15 protein-coding genes are annotated in these 17189 nt (G+C 54.1%); 6 read left to right on the top strand and 9 right to left on the bottom strand.

Annotated features, from left to right (window positions below):
• Positions 1–23: 23 nt before the first annotated feature.
• From kce to TALK_RS07855, 6 genes are all read right to left on the bottom strand, one after another.
• The gene (gene kce / locus TALK_RS07880) at positions 24–953 is read right to left on the bottom strand and encodes a 3,5-dioxohexanoate:acetyl-CoA acetone transferase (RefSeq protein WP_085617597.1); all 930 of its coding nucleotides are present in this window, start codon (positions 951–953) and stop codon (positions 24–26) included.
• Positions 950–2326, bottom strand: a complete 1377-nt coding sequence (locus TALK_RS07875) for an aminotransferase family protein (RefSeq protein WP_085617595.1) — start codon at positions 2324–2326, stop codon at positions 950–952. The genes kce and TALK_RS07875 overlap by 4 nt, the downstream gene beginning before the upstream one ends.
• A 21-nt stretch (positions 2327–2347) precedes the next feature.
• Complete coding sequence (locus TALK_RS07870; RefSeq protein WP_085617593.1) at positions 2348–3445, bottom strand: ABC transporter ATP-binding protein; 1098 nt, start codon at positions 3443–3445, stop codon at positions 2348–2350.
• A 93-nt stretch (positions 3446–3538) separates the two neighbouring features.
• Positions 3539–4693, bottom strand: a complete 1155-nt coding sequence (locus TALK_RS07865) for an extracellular solute-binding protein (RefSeq protein ID WP_085617591.1) — start codon at positions 4691–4693, stop codon at positions 3539–3541.
• 119 nt (positions 4694–4812) lie between these two features.
• Positions 4813–5622: an ABC transporter permease gene (locus TALK_RS07860; protein WP_085617589.1), complete on the bottom strand. Its 810-nt coding sequence runs from the start codon at positions 5620–5622 to the stop codon at positions 4813–4815.
• An 11-nt stretch (positions 5623–5633) separates the two neighbouring features.
• Positions 5634–6506 carry an ABC transporter permease gene (locus TALK_RS07855; RefSeq protein ID WP_085617587.1) on the bottom strand — a complete coding sequence of 291 codons (873 nt, stop codon included), beginning with the start codon at positions 6504–6506 and terminating at the stop codon, positions 5634–5636.
• 166 nt (positions 6507–6672) lie between these two features.
• On the opposite strand from TALK_RS07855, the gene TALK_RS07850 reads away from it, so the two are divergent.
• Together TALK_RS07850 and moaD are read left to right on the top strand one after the other, a co-directional pair.
• Entirely contained in the window at positions 6673–7617 is a 945-nt protein-coding gene (locus tag TALK_RS07850; protein WP_085617585.1) for a LysR family transcriptional regulator, read from the top strand.
• Between the two features lie 83 nt (positions 7618–7700).
• Complete coding sequence (gene moaD, locus TALK_RS07845) at positions 7701–7952, top strand: molybdopterin converting factor subunit 1 (protein WP_085617584.1); 252 nt, start codon at positions 7701–7703, stop codon at positions 7950–7952.
• 67 nt (positions 7953–8019) lie between these two features.
• On the opposite strand, the gene choV is transcribed toward moaD, so the two are convergent.
• The 3 genes from choV to TALK_RS07830 all read right to left on the bottom strand — a co-directional run bounded on the left by choV (position 8020) and on the right by TALK_RS07830 (position 11120).
• Positions 8020–9216: a choline ABC transporter ATP-binding protein gene (choV, locus tag TALK_RS07840; protein WP_085617582.1), complete on the bottom strand. Its 1197-nt coding sequence runs from the start codon at positions 9214–9216 to the stop codon at positions 8020–8022.
• 2 nt (positions 9217–9218) lie between these two features.
• The gene (choW, locus tag TALK_RS07835) at positions 9219–10067 is read right to left on the bottom strand and encodes a choline ABC transporter permease subunit (protein WP_085617580.1); all 849 of its coding nucleotides are present in this window, start codon (positions 10065–10067) and stop codon (positions 9219–9221) included.
• A 93-nt stretch (positions 10068–10160) separates the two neighbouring features.
• Positions 10161–11120 (bottom strand): choline ABC transporter substrate-binding protein, encoded by a 960-nt coding sequence (locus TALK_RS07830; protein WP_085617578.1) that lies wholly within the window; start codon positions 11118–11120, stop codon positions 10161–10163.
• A 375-nt stretch (positions 11121–11495) separates the two neighbouring features.
• Between TALK_RS07830 and betI the strand changes: the two genes are divergently transcribed.
• From betI to TALK_RS07810, 4 genes are all read left to right on the top strand, one after another.
• Positions 11496–12092 (top strand): choline-binding transcriptional repressor BetI, encoded by a 597-nt coding sequence (gene betI, locus TALK_RS07825; RefSeq protein WP_085617577.1) that lies wholly within the window; start codon positions 11496–11498, stop codon positions 12090–12092.
• A gap of 71 nt (positions 12093–12163) precedes the next feature.
• Positions 12164–13621: a betaine-aldehyde dehydrogenase gene (gene betB / locus TALK_RS07820; RefSeq protein ID WP_085617575.1), complete on the top strand. Its 1458-nt coding sequence runs from the start codon at positions 12164–12166 to the stop codon at positions 13619–13621.
• A gap of 60 nt (positions 13622–13681) precedes the next feature.
• Entirely contained in the window at positions 13682–15367 is a 1686-nt protein-coding gene (betA, locus tag TALK_RS07815; protein ID WP_085617573.1) for a choline dehydrogenase, read from the top strand.
• 123 nt (positions 15368–15490) lie between these two features.
• Positions 15491–17083, top strand: coding sequence for an L-serine ammonia-lyase, iron-sulfur-dependent, subunit alpha (locus tag TALK_RS07810; protein ID WP_085617734.1), 1593 nt, complete (start codon positions 15491–15493; stop codon positions 17081–17083).
• Positions 17084–17189: the final 106 nt, after the last annotated feature.

Genomic DNA, 17189 nt, shown 5'->3' with positions numbered 1-17189 from the left:
GTGGTGGCGTTTGTTATGGCGTTCTAAAAGGCGACCTGATCGGCACCTTTCAGGTTCAGAAGTGATCGGGCGTCATCCGGGGTGGCGATTTCAAGCGATAGACCATCCAGAACCTCGCGGATTTTGCGAACTTGCGAGGCGTTATCCGGGGCCAGTTCGCCCTTGCGCAGATAAAGGTTGTCTTCCAGTCCGACGCGGACATGCCCGCCCATGGCGGCCGACATGGTGGCAAGTGGCATCTGGTGACGCCCGGCGCCGAGGACCGAAAACTCATATTGATTACCAAACAGTTTGTCGGCCGTGCGTTTCAGATGGGCAAGGTTATCGGAATCAGCCCCGATGCCGCCCAGAACGCCCAGAACAAACTGGATAAATATCGGCCCCTTGATCAGGCCGCGATCAACGAAATGGGCCAGCGTATAAAGATGGCCAACGTCATAGCATTCAAATTCGAACCTTGTGCCATTGGCAACGCCCAGATCGGCCAGAATGGTTTCGATATCGGCAAAGGTATTTTTGAAAACAAAATCGCGGCTGTCTTCAAGGAATTTTGGTTCCCAATCGTGTTTCCAATCATTGCGCCCGGCAAGGGCGGGGAACAGGCCGAAATTCATCGTGCCCATATTCAGCGACGCCATTTCAGGCGCGGCCTGTTGTGCCGCGCGGATGCGATCCTTGACCGTCATGGTCATGCCGCCGCCGGTTGAAATATTGATTACGGCATCGGTCGATGACTTGATGCGCGGCAGGAATTGGTTGAACAGGTCGGGTTCCGGACTGGGAAAACCGGTTTCGGGATCGCGTGCATGCAGATGCAGGATGGCAGCTCCGGCCTCGGCGGCGGCAATTGCCTGATCGGCAATCTGATCCGGGGTGATCGGCAGATGCGGGCTCATGGAGGGGGTATGCACCGATCCGGTAATCGCACAGGTGATGATGACTTTGCGGCTCATGCGAAGGCTCCGGCAAGGGTGAGTTCATCCTGAAGTTCGCCAAGGGCAGCGCGCAACGGGTCCATGATGTCGTTAAACTGATCGGGTGTGATGGTCATCGGCGGACAGACCATGACATGATCGCCGCGATAGCCGCCGCGTGTGCGCCGCCAGTAAATGATCAGGCCCTTGTCATAGGCAATATCGACAAGCCGGGCGGCTGCCATGTGTTTGGCATCGAACGGTTCCATGGTTTCGCGGTTTTTGACGAGTTCAACAGCAAGCAACAAACCCAGCCCGCGCACATCACCGATCATGGAAAAATCATTGGCCAGTTTGCCAAGTTCGGTTTTGAGCGCAGCCCCGCTTTGGGCAGCGTTATCAAGAAGGTTGTCTTCTTCGATGACGTCAAGAACCGCATTTCCAGCAGCACAGGCAATCGGGTTTCCGGCATAGGTATAGCCATGAATAAAACCGCCATGATCCAGAACCGGGCCAACAATTCGATCGGGTGCTATCATCGCACCCAGCGGGGCATAACCCGCCGCCAATCCTTTGGAAACGGCCAGAATATCAGGCGTAATGCCCCAATGTTCGGCGGCAAAATATTTGCCGGTACGCCCGGCACCGGTCATGACCTCGTCATAGATCAGAAGAATGCCGTATTGATCGCAGATTTCGCGGATGCGGCGATAATAGCTGTCGGGGGCGACAAGCGCGCCCGTGGCAGCCCCGCCGACCGGTTCCATGATAAAGCCAAGGACGGTTTCCGGGCCCTGTTTAAGGATTTCAGCCTCGAGCATATTGGCGTATTTCAGACCACGTTCATGATAGGTCAGGTCATCGTGATCCAGATAACATGTCGGGGCCGGGATTTTGGGTTGATCAACCATCATCGGGGCAAAGGGCGCATGCATCGGGGTATAGCCGGTGATGGCAAGCGCGCCCAATGTCGATCCATGGTAACTGGGAAAGCGTGAAATGATTTTGCTGCGCTGGGCCTGACCGATTGCCAAGGCGTATTGACGGGCAAGCTTGATACAGCTTTCAATTGCCTCGGACCCGCCGGAGACAAAAAATACCCGTTCAAGATCGCCCGGTGCGCGTTCGGAAAGCCGGTAGGCCAGCGTTTCGGCGGCATCATTTTCAAAATGCAGGCGATAGGCGAAGCTTGCTTTTTCAAGCTGTTCGTTCATCGCGGCAATCACGCGCGGGTCGCTGTGCCCGATATTGCTGACCATGGCACCGCTGGATGCGTCGATATAACGTTTGCCATCTACATCCCACATATAAACGCCTTTGGCGTGGTCAATCAGCGGGCGTCGGGAACGGCTTTGATAAAACAGGCGGGATTCCCGGTTATGGCCGACCTGTTTGTTTTTATCATGCGTCATTTTGGGGCTCTCCTGATCCGGTCAATCGTGATGACCGGGCAACAACACACAATTTCGCGCGGCAATATGCATGAAAACATCCGCGCCTTCCTGATGGGGGTGGGCATCAATCGGATTGATGACCTGCCAGTCACGACCATTGGCGGTGACAAAATATCGCGCCTGTTGACCCAGATAATCGACGGTTTTGATCTTGCCGGGGATGGTGATGACGCCATCGGCCGCATTGTTTTGATCAGACAGGTCGATTTTTTCGGCCCGGATCACAGCGCGGACATCTTTGGCGCCATTGGCTTTGGCAGTTTGTTCCGGGATGGTGACCAATGTTTCACCACTTTGCAGCATGACTTTGGTGAATGCCGCGTCCGGGCCCCCAAGGGTGGCGGGGATGATATTGGAATGGCCCAGAAAATCGGCAACAAAGGCCGATGCCGGATTGTTGTAAACGTCTTCGGGCGCGCCTTCCTGTTCGACGATGCCGTTATTCATCACCACCAGTTTGTCTGACATCGCAAGGGCTTCGGATTGGTCATGGGTGACGAAAACGGTGGCGATTCCCAATTCGCGCTGAATACGCTTTAACTCAACCCGCATTTCTTCGCGCAGATTGGCATCAAGGGCGGAAAGCGGTTCATCAAGCAACAGCACATCGGGTTCAATCACGATGGCACGGGCCAGGGCAATACGTTGTTGCTGGCCGCCGGAAAGCTGATTGGGGTAACGGTCGGCCACATGGGGCAGTTGCACCAGATCAAGGGCGCGGTTGACCTTGTCACGGATGTCTGATTTCGCGACCTTGCGGTATTTCAGGCCAAAGGCGATGTTTTCGTAGATCGTTTTATGCGGAAACAGGGCGTAGTTTTGAAACACCAGCCCCAGATTGCGCTTGTGGATCGGCAGGGCATTGACCCGATTTCCCCGGATCAGCAAATCGCCTTCGGAAATATCGGTCAGCCCGGCAATCATGCGCAAGGTTGTGGTTTTGCCGCAACCCGACGGGCCGAGGAAGGTCACAAAGCTGTTGTCGGGCACGGTCAGATCCATGCGCTGCACGGCGGTAAATTCGCCATATCGTTTGACGACATTTTTCAGCTCGACCGCATTTTCGATGTCAGCCATCACAAATAACCCTGTCAGAAGAAGGCGGTGGCACCCCGGCCGTTATTTTCGGGAATAACAGCCGGGGGACCGGTTTGCATGGTTCAGATCGGCTTAGTAGCCGCGCTGAACCCGCGAGAAGGTTTTTGACCAATCGGCCTCGTTCTCGTTCCAATAGGCCGGATCAAAGAAGCTAAGCGATGACAGGGTGCCCGAAGGATCAAAGGCTGGCAGGGTCGGGATGATCTTGCCAAGATCGACTTTGTTCGGGTCAAGGGCAGGCGGATAGCTTTGGCCTTCGGCAACCGCAATGGCGACTTCGGGTTCAAGCATGAAGTTCAGAAGTTCTTCACAGGCAGCCATCGGGCTGCCACGCAGCACGAACAGGCATTCCTGCCAGCCAAGACCACCGGCCGGGTCAAGATAACCGATGTCATGACCCTGGTCCTGCAAGGCCTTGATGCGGCCGGACCAACCCTCGGTGACATAGATTTCTTCTTCGGCCAGAAGGCTCATGAGCTCGGCTCCTGAGCTCCAATATTTCAGGGAGAGATCGCGGTGGGCGCGGATCATATCCCAGACGGCATCAATATCCTTGATCCCGTTCGGATCCTGATCGGATTGCAATGCGCCGTACCAGATGCGGGTTTTCCATTCGCCCCAGCCACCGATTTTGCCTTTATAGGCCGGATCGATCATCAGCTTGGCCCCTTTGGCCTTGGCTTCGTCATCGCTGATATATTTGCGATTATAGGCGATGCCGGTGGTGCCATAATCATAGGGGACAGCCGAAATCGTTCCGTTGGTGATTTTGCGCAGGGGCTCAATCAGGCCGGGAATGACGTTTTTCAGGTTTGGAATATTGGCTTCGTTCAGTTCCGAAGTCAGTTCCAGACCATGATAACGGGCATAATCAAATACGCCCGAAAGATGGGCAAGATTGAATTCGCCCGGCTGGCCTGCCTTGACACGCGCGATATATTCATCGGCACCGCCAAAGGTGCCCGAAACAACCTTGATGCCGGTTTTCGCGGTATAGGGACCGAAAGCATATTTTTCAAAGGCTTCGGAAACCACGCCGCCCCAGCCATCAAAGCGGACCTGTTCCGGTGTTGCGGCATGGGCGTTGCGGGCCAGCATACCCATCGGGCCACCGGTGATCCCGGCGGTAACACCGGCCGCGCCCAGAACGGTCAGGAAAGTACGACGGTTGATATCACCGTCGCGGAAGCGGGTGAGCAGGCGTTCATAACGTTTGGTATCGTCCATTTAAGGCCTCCTGATAAAGGTTTTTATCGGTCTTATGATCCGTTTTCTTGTCGGTTTTTATGGTTCTTTTTGTTGGTTTTGGCGGTTTCCCGCATCATTTCAATGATCGGTTTCGGTTCTTAGTCAGGTGTTGCATTTGCCCTGATCTTGCGGGCCGATGCCACACGTGCAATTGCGGTCGCGATTAATGGCAGGGCAACGGTAAACATCACCATCACCGCACCAAGAGCGTTGATTTCAGGGCTGATGGAATTGCGCAGCATGGCGAAAATCTGGGTCGGGACGGTTTCAACCCCGCCCGGTTTCCAGAACAGGGTGCCGGTAATGTCATCAAACGAAATGGTGAAAGAAAACAGCATCCCGGCCATCACCGCAGGCATCATCAGCGGCAGGGTGATTTCAAAGAAGGTCTGGATCGGTGTCGCGCCAAGGCTCATGGCGGCTTCTTCAACGTCGCGCCGGATCGATACAAGGCGTGCCTGAACCACGAGCAAGACGAAGGGCAGGGTAAAGACAACATGCCCCATCAACAGCAGGCCAAAGCTTTTTGGCATGGCAAGAAATTGCAGGAACAGCAACAGAGCCACGGCCAGAACGACTTCGGGGATCAGGATCGGGGCAACCAAAAGGGTCGAGATCGTCCGTTTGCCGGGAAAATCGTATCGGACCATGGCAAGGGCGGCCATGGTGCCCAGTGTGGTTGAAATTGCACTGGTCAATGCGCCCAGCAATAACGAGGTTTTAAACGCACGCACAATGGCATCGTTGTTCCAAAGGGCTTCGAACCAACGCAGGGAAAGGCCTTCGATCGGGAAGCTTCCGAATTGATTGGCGTTGAATGCCAGCAGGATCACAACTGCCACCGGGGCAAACAGGAACAGATAAACAAGGATCGTTGCAAAACGGATCAGGGACCAGCCGGACATCATTACATTTCCCCCTATTTGAAACTCTTGGCGATTTGATCAACGCCAAGATAACGGGTGTAAATGACGACCAGCGCACCAAGAAGGGCGAGCAGGACAAGCGAAAGGGCGGAGCCAAGCGGCCAGTTCAGCTGTGTCACGATGGCCTCGAACACCAGATTGGCAAACATCGCATCACGCGGACCGCCAAGGATGACGGGGGTGATGTATGTGCCCGCCGCCAGGACAAAGCATAAAAGCGATCCGGCGGCCAATCCCGGGAAGGACAGCGGAAGGGTGACTTCGCGAAAGGCCTGAAATCCGGTGCAGCCAAGGCTTTGGGCGGCTTCGGTCAGGTTTTTGTCGATGCCATCCAGACTGACATAGACATTCAGGATCATGAAGGGCAGCAGGTAATGCACCAGACCGAGAACCACGGTCGTCTGGTTGTAAAGCATCTGGATCGGTTCATCGATGATGCCGATGGATACGAACAGGGTATTTAATGCCCCCGAAGCGCCAAGGATGTTGATCCAGGACATGGTACGGATGATGTAGCTGATCCAGAATGGCAGCATCAGCATCAACAGCAAAAAGGTCTTGGACTTCATCGGCGTATTGGCAACGAAATAGGCCGGGATGTACCCGATCAGCGCACAGATCACCGTGGTGTAAAAGGCAATCGCAAATGTTTGAAACAGGATGTCGCGGTAAAACCGATCGCCAAGGACTTCGATCCAGTTATCAAGGAAAAAACCGACCTGATCGGCACCGGTTGCTGTGCGCAGCCAGAACGAATAAACCACGATGAACATCATCGGGATGATCAATAGCAACGATATCGTCGCCAATGACGGCGACAGCAGGACCCAGGGCGTTCTGCGCGCCCCGGCAACATCTGCGGCCATTTTTGCCTCCCGTTATTGTGCTTTGGCAATTGCTTGCCATGCGCGGTTATTTGGCTGTGTATGAATAGGATTTGTTCATTTCACCCCAGACTTGCACATAGCACAAATAGATAAGTAGAATGGATTGCATAGTCATTGGCTATGGGTGAAGGTGTGAGGCTGAAATATGAACGATTTGATCCGCCGACAATTTGACTGGAATCTGTTGCATACCTTTACCGTGATCGTCGAAGAACGATCCATCACGGGGGCGGCAAACCGCCTGTTTTTGCGCCAGCCCAGTGTTAGCAACGCCCTTAAACGTCTTGAAGATCAGATCGGCGCGCGCCTGATTGACCGCGAACGTGGCCGGTTTGAAGTCACCGAACAGGGCAAGGCGCTGTATCATGAATGCCGTGAAATTTGCGGTGCTATCGGGCGATTATCCGATGTGATGACAGATAGCGGCAATCAGCTTAGCGGGCATTTACATTTATGGCTGGCCAGTCATGTGGTGTTTCCCCCGCTTGATGATGCGCTGTTTGAATTTAACCGGGCGCATCCCGAAGTCACCTTTGAAATCAATGTTGCGACATCGGGCAATGTCACAAGTCAGGTTCTGTCCCAACAGGCTAGTTTTGGGATTTGTCTGGTCAATGAACAGCATCCCAGGTTGGAATATCGCAGGCTGTATCGTGAACATTTCGGGTTTTTCTGCGGGCCGACGCACCATTTGTTTGGCAAAAGCGATTTGACCCTTGCCGATCTGCGCAGCGAAGCATTTGTGTCGTTTTCCACCGATCAGCTTTCAGATGCGCTGGCGCCGGTGGCGGTACTGCGTGCGCGTGAAGGCATGAAAGGCAAGGTGATCGCCACCAGCCCGCATTTGGAAGAAGTCCGCCGATTGATCAATGCCGGGCTTGGGATTGGGCCATTACCGATCCATGTGGTGCAAAATGCGATGGAACGCGGACAGCTTTGGCGGTTGCCGCCTTATGATGCGCCGCCTGCGATTGATATTTATCTGGTGACCAATCCGCGCATGTCACAAAGCCGAGCGGAACGGTTTTTCATCGATAATTTGACCGAACGCCTTGCGAAAGCGCCGGATGGTTATTTCGTTTATCCATAAACCGGCCGTGATCGGGACTTGCGCATTTAAGGTGATTGCGCAAGCATGCGGCCAAATACAGATTTGAACGGAACGGATGCGACATGAAGCTGGTTTATTTTTCCTGGGTCAAAGACCGTATCGGCCTGTCCGAGGAAGACGTTGATGTGCCTGCGACGGTTAAAACCGTTGCCGATTTGCTGGCATGGTTGCCGGGCAGGGGGGCGAATTTTGCCGATGCACTGAGTGATCCAACCATCATTCGGGTTGCGGTTGATCAGGAATATGCCCAAGCTGATCGCGAAATTACCGGGGCCATTGAAATCGCACTTTTCCCGCCGGTCACAGGCGGTTAATCACCGATTTTTGAAATAGTCTGATGATTAAAATGCGCCCCGGTTACAGGGCGCCTTTATTGTGTGATTAATCCGCGGGCGATGCGGTTTGCGTCAGGCTTTCAAAGAATGCCTTGCGACCCAAAGTTCCGGAAATGCGCCCTTCGTGGGTCAGCAATACCGGGTTCTGGGTGATGCCGCGCATATCGATCAGATCTTTGAGAAGGACAGTATCGTCCGCAACAAAGATGACCGAGTTATCCATCGGGTCCAGATCGGTCGGCAGGTCACCGGTATAATTGATCAGCTTAAGTTCACCGAGATCACCATCATGAGCCGCCCGGATGATCCCGTTTTCAAGCGAAATACGAATGTTTTCGTCTTTGATCGGAAGGTCACCGGAACCGGTGCGCTGATCCTTGGCGACGCGTTGCATGATAGCACGACCGCGCAGGATATGGACCGGGTTCATATGAGCCACGAAATCGGCAACATAGCCATTGGCCGGACGAAGCGCGATGTCTTCGGGGGTGCCATGCTGAACGACATAACCACCTTCCATGATGGCAATTGAATTGCCAAGTTTCATGGCTTCGTCCAGATCATGACTGACAAACAGGATGGTTTTGTTGAGCTTGTCCTGAAGGTCAAGAAGCTCGTCCTGAAGGCGGTTACGGATCAGGGGATCAAGGGCCGAAAACGGTTCATCCATCAAAAGGATCGGGGCATCGGTAGCAAAGGCGCGGGCAAGCCCGACACGTTGTTGCATACCGCCCGACAGTTCATGGGCGTATTTATCCGCCCATTGATCCAGCCCGACCAAGGCCAGCTTTTCGCGCACGATTTCACGGCGCTGTTTCGGGCCCATACCGTCAAGTTCAAGGCCAAAACCAACATTGTCCTCGACCGTGCGCCAGGGAAACAGACCGAATTGCTGAAACACCATGGCAACGCATTTGCGGCGCAAATCACGTAATGTTTTGGTGTCACAGGTGGTTACATCAACCATCCAGTCGCCATCATGCACCCGAAGCGACCCGCGCGAAACTTTATTTAGACCGTTCACACAGCGTAAAAGCGATGACTTTCCCGAGCCAGACAATCCCATCAGGACACAGATTTCACCCTGCGGCACATCAAAGCTGACATTGGCTACACCCAGGATATCACCCGTGGCCTCGGCAATTTCATCGCGGTTCTTGCCGGCATCAAGCAGTTCAAGCGATTTGGCCTGATTGTTACCGAAAATGACGTCGATATTGTCGAATTCAACAGCATTGCTCATGATTACTGCCCCGTGTTTTCGTTGGTGTCGCGACGGCAGATACGATCAAGAATGATGGCCAGAATAACAATTGCCAGACCAGCTTCGAAGCCTTGGGCAATGTTGACCGTATTCAGTGCACGGACAACCGGCTTGCCAAGGCCATCTGCGCCAACAAGGGCGGAAATCACCACCATCGACAGGGATAGCATGATGCATTGCGTCAGACCGGCCATGATCGATGGCATCGCCGATGGCAGTTCGACTTTGAATAACAACTGGCGCGGTGTGCAGCCAAAGCTTTCACCCGCTTCAAGCAATGCCTTGGGCGTGCTGATGATACCAAGATGGGTCAGGCGCACCGGGGCGGCGATGGCAAAGATCACGGTCGAAATCAGGCCGGGCACAACGCCCAGACCAAACAGGATCAGGGTCGGGATCAGATAAACGAATGTCGGGATTGTCTGCATCAGGTCAAGGACCGGGCGCAGTATTTGAAATAACCATGGGCGATGGGCCGATGCGACGCCAAGCGGAACGCCAATGACCATGCAAAACAGCGACGCATATAAAACAAGCGCAAGCGTTTCCATGGTGGCTTCCCAATAGCCAAGATTGACGATCAAAAGCAGCGAAAGGACGGTGAAGGCCGTCAGTTTCCAAGATTTGTGCAGCCAGGCTGCCAACGCGCCAAAGGCCGCGATAATCAGGAAAGGTGGCAGCCAGACCAGAAGGTCGACCGTGTTTTCGATAATGAATTCAAGAACATCCGAGATGGTGTAAAACACGAAATCGGCATGTTCATTTAACGCATCCATCAGGGATGCAATCCACCGTCCCAGCGGAATTTTTGTTTCCGTGAGCCATTCCATTGGATTTTTCCGTTATTTCAAAAAAGTAAAATGTGCCGATACGCTAGGCTTGTTAAAGCTGCGTATCGGCATTAGCAGGGCTTTACGCAGGCGTTAGAGGCCAAGCGCGCCTTTAAGGGCTTCCTTGGCATCGCTACCGTCAAAGGTGGTGACGCCGTCAAGCCATGGGTTGGCAGCATCCGGATTGGCTTTTAGCCATGCGGTTGCGGCTTTTGCCGGATCAGTGCCTTCGTTAAGGATGGCATCCATGATCTGGTTTTCCATCGCAAGGCTGAATTTCAGATTGGTGACGAATTTACCGGCATTCGGGCATTCGTCCGTATAACCGGCACGCATGTTGGTGTGAACCGTTGCGCCACCGAAATCCGGACCAAAGACATCATCGCCACCGTCAAGATAGGCCATGTCGTATTTGGCATTCATCGGATGCGGTTCCCAACCCAGGAACACGATGAACTTGTCGCGTGCGGATTTGCGTTTAACTTCGGCCAGCATGCCCTGTTCAGAAGATTCAACAAGTTTAAAGCCGTTGAGGCCGAACTGATCATTGTCGATCATATCCTGAATCAGGCGGTTGCCATCGTTGCCCGGCTCGATACCGTAAATTTCGCCATCAAGCTGGTCTTTGAATTTGGCAATGTCAGCGAAATCTTTCAGGCCTGCATCATGGGCATTCTTGGAAACCGCAAGGGTGTATTTCGCCCCTTCAAGGTTTGCGCCGCTGCTGACGACCGTGCCTTTTTCCAGATAGGGCGCAATGTCTGCGACCATGGTCGGCATCCAGTTACCAAGGAAGACGTCAACATCGCCGTTGGCAAGGCTGGTATAGGTGACCGGAACGGAAAGAAGTTCGGTTTCGGCATCATAGCCAAGCGCGTCAAGAATAACCGATGCGGTTGCCGTGGTTGCGGTGATATCGGTCCAGCCGACATCAGAGAAAGTCACGGTTTTACAAGCATCGCTATCAGCTGCCTGTGCACCGGCTGCACCCAGCAAGGTGGTTGCAATGATCGTGGTGCCAAGAAGGCGGCTGAAAGTGGAAAGATTGGTCATGTTTCTGGTTCTCCCTTGTGTGGACCTAACGGTTACTAATGCCAGTCATGCGACTGTCATCAGACTCTCGGTTCCGGAGGCCAGACGAACATCAACGTAAAATCATCGTCGCTAACACTCGCCCAGAGCCTTGCAACAGGTTTCCCGAACCTGTCCGCATGGACCGGAATAATCACAAAAACAGCCCCAACGCCGCACAATCCAGATGTTGTGCCCTGCAATACGTGCCGCGAATGACGGCGTGTTTTTATTGATTGATTGTTCAATTAAAATACAGCATATTCGTCGCAGGTCAATCGTGAAGGGTAAAAAACTGCGTCGGTGTAATACGCCGCGTCAGGAAATCCTTCGGATCGCTTGGAATTGGATATGTGAATGCCCAAGGTTGGAATGCAGCCTGTGCGCCGCAGGCAATTGATCGACGCAACAATTGAAACCATCCATCGTCACGGTTTTGCTGACACCACAATAAGTCGTATTGCCGGGGCAGCCGGAATGTCGTCGGGCATTATTTCGCATTATTTTGGCGGCAAGAACGCGCTGCTGGAAGCAACCATGCGGTTTTTGATGCAGGAACTTCGCAGTGATTTTCTGGCACGCGTCGGCAAGGCGCAAACGCCGATCGAGCGCCTTGAAGCGATTGTTGCAACTAATTTCAACGAAGAACAATTTACCCCGCAGGTGATCGGGGCGTGGTTGTCATTCTGGTCGCAGGTGCCATTTTCCGAGGCATTGCGCCGTTTGAACATGATTTATTTTAAACGACTGGCGTCAAATCTGCGCCATGAGTTGCGTTTGCTGACGACAGATCAGCGGGCCGAAGAAATTGCCACCGTTGTGGCCGCCCTGATTGACGGCATCTGGGTGCGATCCGGTCTGGCGCCGGGGCGATCCAATGTTGGGGCCGCGCGCCAAATGGTGCTTGATACCATGCATCTTTATCTGGCGAGTTCGCCCGCGCGTGAGTCCTGAAACCGGGACCAATCGATACATAATTTGAACGAAGGTCGCCCGTATCCGATGCGACCTGCAGGAGTTTCGACATGAGCCTTTATCAGATCCAGAACTTCATCAATGGCAAGAAAATCGCTGGTTCGGGCGCGGAGATGGTGACGTTAAACCCCGCGACCAATGCCGTTCTTGCCGGGGGCAATGAAAGTACGGCTGCCGATGTTGACGCGGCAGTGAAAGCCGCACGGGCCGGATTTGAAATCTGGAAAAAGACGCCTGCGGCCGAACGTGCACGAGTGCTGTTTAAAGCAGCCCAGATTTTGCGGGATCGCAATGATGAACTAGCCTTGGTTGAAACGCGCGATACCGGTCGTGCCATTCAGGAAACCGAAATTGTTGATGTGATTTCCGGTGTGGAATGCCTTGAATATTTTGCCGGTGTTGCGGGTAGCCTTGCGGGTGAACATATCGATCTTGGTGGTAATTTTGCCTATACGCGCCGCGAGCCGGTTGGCGTTTGTGCTGCCATCGGGGCATGGAATTATCCAATCCAGATTGCCTGCTGGAAGGCCGCCCCGGCCTTGGCGTGCGGCAACGCGGTTGTTTTCAAACCATCCGAAGTCACCCCGTTATCGGCAATTGCGGTTGCCGAAGCCCTTCAGCAAGCCGGTTTGCCTGATGGGGTTTATAATGTTGTGCAGGGCGCGCGGACTTGTGGCGCGGCACTGGTTGAACATCCGGGTGTTGATAAGGTTTCATTGACCGGGTCGGCAGAAACCGGGGCAAAGGTCGCATCCGTTGCCGCAGGCGGCATGAAGGCCGTCACCATGGAACTTGGCGGCAAATCACCGATGATCGTGTTTGCAGATGCTGATCTGGATAACGCTGTTTCCGGTGCGCAGATGGCGAATTTCTATTCCTCGGGGCAAATCTGTTCGAACGGGACGCGGGTCTTTGTTCATGAAAGCGTTGCGGATGCCTTTATCGAAAAGCTGATCGCACGCAGCAAAAATCTGGTTCTTGGTGATCCCGAAAAGCCGGAAACGCAAGTCGGCCCGATTGTGACCAAGGCGCAGTTCGACAAAATCATGTCCTTTATTGAAACTGGCAAGGGTGAGGGCGCAAAATGCGTTCTGGGTGGTCATGCCGTGACGGAAAATATGCCCAAAGGTGGTCTGTATATCGCGCCGACGATTTTCACCGGCTGCACCGATGATATGACCATCGTGCGCGAGGAAATTTTTGGTCCGGTGATGTCAGTTCTGACCTTTACCGACGAAGATGAAGTCATCAAACGTGCCAATGATACCCAATATGGTTTGGCAGCCGGCGTGTTTACCAAAGACCTGTCGCGTGGCCATCGTGTTGTTGCGCGGTTGGAAGCCGGGACGTGCTGGATCAACACATACAACATCACCCCCATTGAGATGCCGTTTGGTGGGGTCAAGAAATCGGGTGTCGGACGTGAAAACGGCCGGGCGGCGATTGAACATTATACCCGCATCAAATCCGTCTATGTCGAAACCGGCGATGTTGAGGCGCCTTACTGATTGATCATATCAATCTTACTTAATGGCCGCCCGCAACCCGTTGCAAGCAAGGGATGAAGCATGAATACGCCGACCACGACCGAAAATTATGATTACGTCATTGTGGGGTCCGGTTCCGCCGGGGCCGTTTTGGCCAGCCGACTGAGCGAAGACCCGGAAGTTAAGGTTTTGGTGGTTGAAGCCGGGCCGGTGGATCATTGGTGGGACTGGCGCATTCATATGCCAACGGCATTATCCTATCCGATGCAGTCTGAAACCTATAACTGGGCGTTCTGGACCACCGAACAGCCCAATTTGAATAACCGCCGTATGGAAACACCGCGCGGGCGGGTTTATGGCGGGTCCAGTTCGGTTAATGGCATGGCTTATGTTCGGGGCAATGCGCTTGATTACAATCGCTGGGCGCAACAGGATGCTGCCCTGAAAGATTGGGATTATGCGCGCTGCCTGCCGTATTTCCGCAAGGCCAATACGCGTAATGAAGATGCCAATGGTGATGATTATCACGGTGGGGATGGGCCACAGCATGTCACCACGGGGGCGTGCAAAAACCCGCTGTATCAGGCATGGATGAAGGCCGGAGTTGAGGCCGGTTATACCCATACCGATGACCAGAACGGCTATCGCCAGGAAGGTCTCGGGACGATGGATATGACGGTCTATAAGGGGCGTCGTTGGTCCACCGCACGGGCTTATTTGCATCCGGCAATGAAACGACCCAACTTGACAGTCTACAACAAGGCATTGGCGCAGAACGTTGTTTTTGATGGAAAATGTGCCATTGGACTTGATTTCACCCATCGGGGTGAATTGAAACGTGCCTATGTGGGGCGCGAAGTTATTTTGTCGGCCGGGTCAATCAATTCTCCCAAGCTTTTGATGTTGTCGGGCATTGGCCCGGCGGCACATTTGCGCGAGCATGGCATTGATGTCGTTGCTGATCTTCCCGGTGTTGGCGAGAATCTTCAGGACCATTTGGAGCTTTACGTTCAGATGGAATGCACCCAACCGATCAGCCTGAACAGCAAACTTGATCCGTGGAACAAGTTCAAGATCGGCCTTGAATGGTATTTGTTCAAAACCGGCCTTGGTGCGACGAACCATTTTGAAGCAGGTGGCTTTATCCGGTCCAAGGCCGGGGTTCAGCACCCGGACCTGCAATATCATTTCATTCCGGCGGCGGTTAACTATAACGGGTCCAAAGCGGCCGAAAAGGATGGTTTTCAGGCTCATGTCGGCCCGATGCGGTCCAAATCGCGCGGAACGATCCGTCTGGCATCGAATGATCCGGCCAAGCGGCCCATCGTTGACCCGAATTATATGAGCCACCCGGAAGACTGGGAAGAAATGCGGGCATCGGTGCGTTTGACGCGCGAAATCTTTGCCCAGGATGCGTTTAAAGACCTGCGTGGTGTTGAAATCGGACCGGGCAAGGACATCCAGACCGATGATGACATCAATGCCTGGGTCGCCGATCATGCCGAAAGCGCCTATCACCCGTCATGCTCGTGCAAAATGGGCAGCGATGATATGGCCGTGGTGGATGAAAATACCCGTGTGCATGGCATCGAAGGTTTGCGCGTGGTCGATAGTTCGATCATGCCGACGATTGCATCGGGTAATCTGAATGCGCCGACGATCATGATTGGTGAAAAGGCCGCTGATATCATTCGCGGGCGCGATCCATTGCCGCCATCGGATGCGCCGTTCTTTGTCCATCCCGAATGGCAAACCAAACAACGCTAACGATTGAAAACCCCGGTTCCTGTGATGTCAGCGACCGGGGTTTTCGTTTCGGTGATTGCATTTGGCCGATGCTCGGGCGATCATCAGGGCATAAAATATGCAATATTCCCGGATTGCCTCGCCATGCAAGAAATCAGCCTGCTTAATTCCGTGATCGGCCCCGTCATGCGCGGCCCGTCCAGTTCACATTGCGCCGCCCCTTATATGATGGCGAAATTGGCGCGTGAGCTTTCGTGCAGCAATGACGAGGTTTTGCAAAAAGCGATTGTGTGGTTTGATCCGCGCGGGTCGTTCGCACCGGTTTATCAGGCGCAAAGTTCGGACGAAAATTTTGCCGCCGGTTTTGCCGGTGCCGCCCTGACCGATGCGGATTACCGCGATATTTTGCCGCGTGTTTCGCGCGGTGAAGGATTTCAGTTTTTGGTCGAAATCACCGAACTTGAAAACAATAACCACCCCAACCGTGTTGACCTGGAATTGATGGTGGTCACTGCGGATGGCACGGAACGCAGCGATTTATATGCCGGGGCATCGGTCGGCGGCGGGATGTTTTATATTGATGCGATGAATAATGAGCCGGTGTTTTTAACCGGCAAGACCGCAAGCGTGTTTGTCTGGGGTGAGGGTGTTGGTGATCTGGCCGATGATATCGCGGCCAGACTGACAGTGAATGGCAATATGCTGCTTGGTACGGCCATTGATCCGAAATACAGCCGCTGCGAAATATCGTTGCAGGCCTTGCCCGATGCCAAGGTGATTGCGGTATTGCGGGCGCAGGATGGTATTGACGCAGTGTGGTTTGCCGAGGCCGCGCAATATCCGGTTTGTGCCACCGATGATCTGTTTTCAACCAGTGACGCCGTGATGGGGGTTGCGATGGAACATGGTGGATCGCTTGCCGAGGCGGGGTTGGTCCTTGAGGCCAGGCGCCTTGGGTTATCACACGCGGCAACACGTGATTTGTTTCGTGAACGCTGTGAATTGATGTTGCGGGTTGTGGCCGAAGGATTTGATGCCAAACCCGAAGACAATGTGATGCGGTTTTTAACCTTACGCGCGCGCAAGGTGCGCGATGCCAATCTGCCGGGTGGCCTTGGCGGGGCGGTGTTGCAAGATGCCATTGCCGGGGCATTATCCGCAATGGAACGGGATTCCAATCGCGGGCTGGTCTGTGCCGCGCCGACAGCCGGAAGTGCCGGTGTGGTGCCCGGAACGCTTTATGGTCTGATCCGGCATGGTATTGATCTGGACGGGGCGACCGATGCGTTGCAAGTGATGGCCTTGGTGGGGGCGGTATTTGCCGCACGCGGGACTTTTGCCGCCGAATGTGGTGGATGTTCGGTTGAAACCGGGGCATCGGCAGCGATGGCGGCCGCCGGTGTGGCGCAGGCCTTTGGCGGTGATCCCAAGCAATGCTTTGATGCGGCCAGCATGTGTTTGATGAATACGCTGGGTCTGGTCTGTGATCCGGTGGGTGGGGATGTTGAAATCCCGTGTCATGCGCGCAATGTTGCTGGCGTGTCGCATGCGTTTTCATCGGCCATGGCGATACTGGCCGGGTTTGATGCGGTATTGGGCTATGACGAACTGGTCGATCAGACGGTGAAGATCGGGGCGATGATGCATCCTGATCTGCGCTGTACGGCGCGGGGGGGCTGTGCAGCGACCAAGACCGCCCTTCGCATGGTCGAGGCGGTTAGCCATTCGCCGGGTTGAACGAACCAGCATGGTTGCTGACGGCTTGCAGGTTCGGGGCTTAACAACTGTTTTTGCGCAATCCTTTGCCCCGCTTGTTGCCTGTTTTGGCATAATCGGTGAAAAG

It is taken from the genome of Thalassospira alkalitolerans, assembly GCF_002115745.1.
Classification (GTDB): Bacteria; Pseudomonadota; Alphaproteobacteria; order Rhodospirillales; family Thalassospiraceae; genus Thalassospira; species Thalassospira alkalitolerans.
This window is presented reverse-complemented; position numbering and strand designations above follow the sequence as displayed.

Bases quoted from the DNA above. Each gene is read 5' to 3' on its own strand.
- kce (WP_085617597.1), bottom strand. From the start codon at position 953: ATGAGCCGCAAAGTCATCATCACCTGTGCGATTACCGGATCGGTGCAT.
- TALK_RS07875 (WP_085617595.1), bottom strand. From the start codon at position 2,326: ATGACGCATGATAAAAACAAACAGGTCGGCCATAACCGGGAATCCCGC.
- TALK_RS07870 (WP_085617593.1), bottom strand. From the start codon at position 3,445: ATGGCTGACATCGAAAATGCGGTCGAGCTGAAAAATGTCGTCAAACGA.
- TALK_RS07865 (WP_085617591.1), bottom strand. From the start codon at position 4,693: ATGGACGATACCAAACGTTATGAACGCCTGCTCACCCGCTTCCGCGAC.
- TALK_RS07860 (WP_085617589.1), bottom strand. From the start codon at position 5,622: ATGATGTCCGGCTGGTCCCTGATCCGTTTTGCAACGATCCTTGTTTAT.
- TALK_RS07855 (WP_085617587.1), bottom strand. From the start codon at position 6,506: ATGGCCGCAGATGTTGCCGGGGCGCGCAGAACGCCCTGGGTCCTGCTG.
- TALK_RS07850 (WP_085617585.1), top strand. From the start codon at position 6,673: ATGAACGATTTGATCCGCCGACAATTTGACTGGAATCTGTTGCATACC.
- moaD (WP_085617584.1), top strand. From the start codon at position 7,701: ATGAAGCTGGTTTATTTTTCCTGGGTCAAAGACCGTATCGGCCTGTCC.
- choV (WP_085617582.1), bottom strand. From the start codon at position 9,216: ATGAGCAATGCTGTTGAATTCGACAATATCGACGTCATTTTCGGTAAC.
- choW (WP_085617580.1), bottom strand. From the start codon at position 10,067: ATGGAATGGCTCACGGAAACAAAAATTCCGCTGGGACGGTGGATTGCA.
- TALK_RS07830 (WP_085617578.1), bottom strand. From the start codon at position 11,120: ATGACCAATCTTTCCACTTTCAGCCGCCTTCTTGGCACCACGATCATT.
- betI (WP_085617577.1), top strand. From the start codon at position 11,496: ATGCCCAAGGTTGGAATGCAGCCTGTGCGCCGCAGGCAATTGATCGAC.
- betB (WP_085617575.1), top strand. From the start codon at position 12,164: ATGAGCCTTTATCAGATCCAGAACTTCATCAATGGCAAGAAAATCGCT.
- betA (WP_085617573.1), top strand. From the start codon at position 13,682: ATGAATACGCCGACCACGACCGAAAATTATGATTACGTCATTGTGGGG.
- TALK_RS07810 (WP_085617734.1), top strand. From the start codon at position 15,491: ATGCAAGAAATCAGCCTGCTTAATTCCGTGATCGGCCCCGTCATGCGC.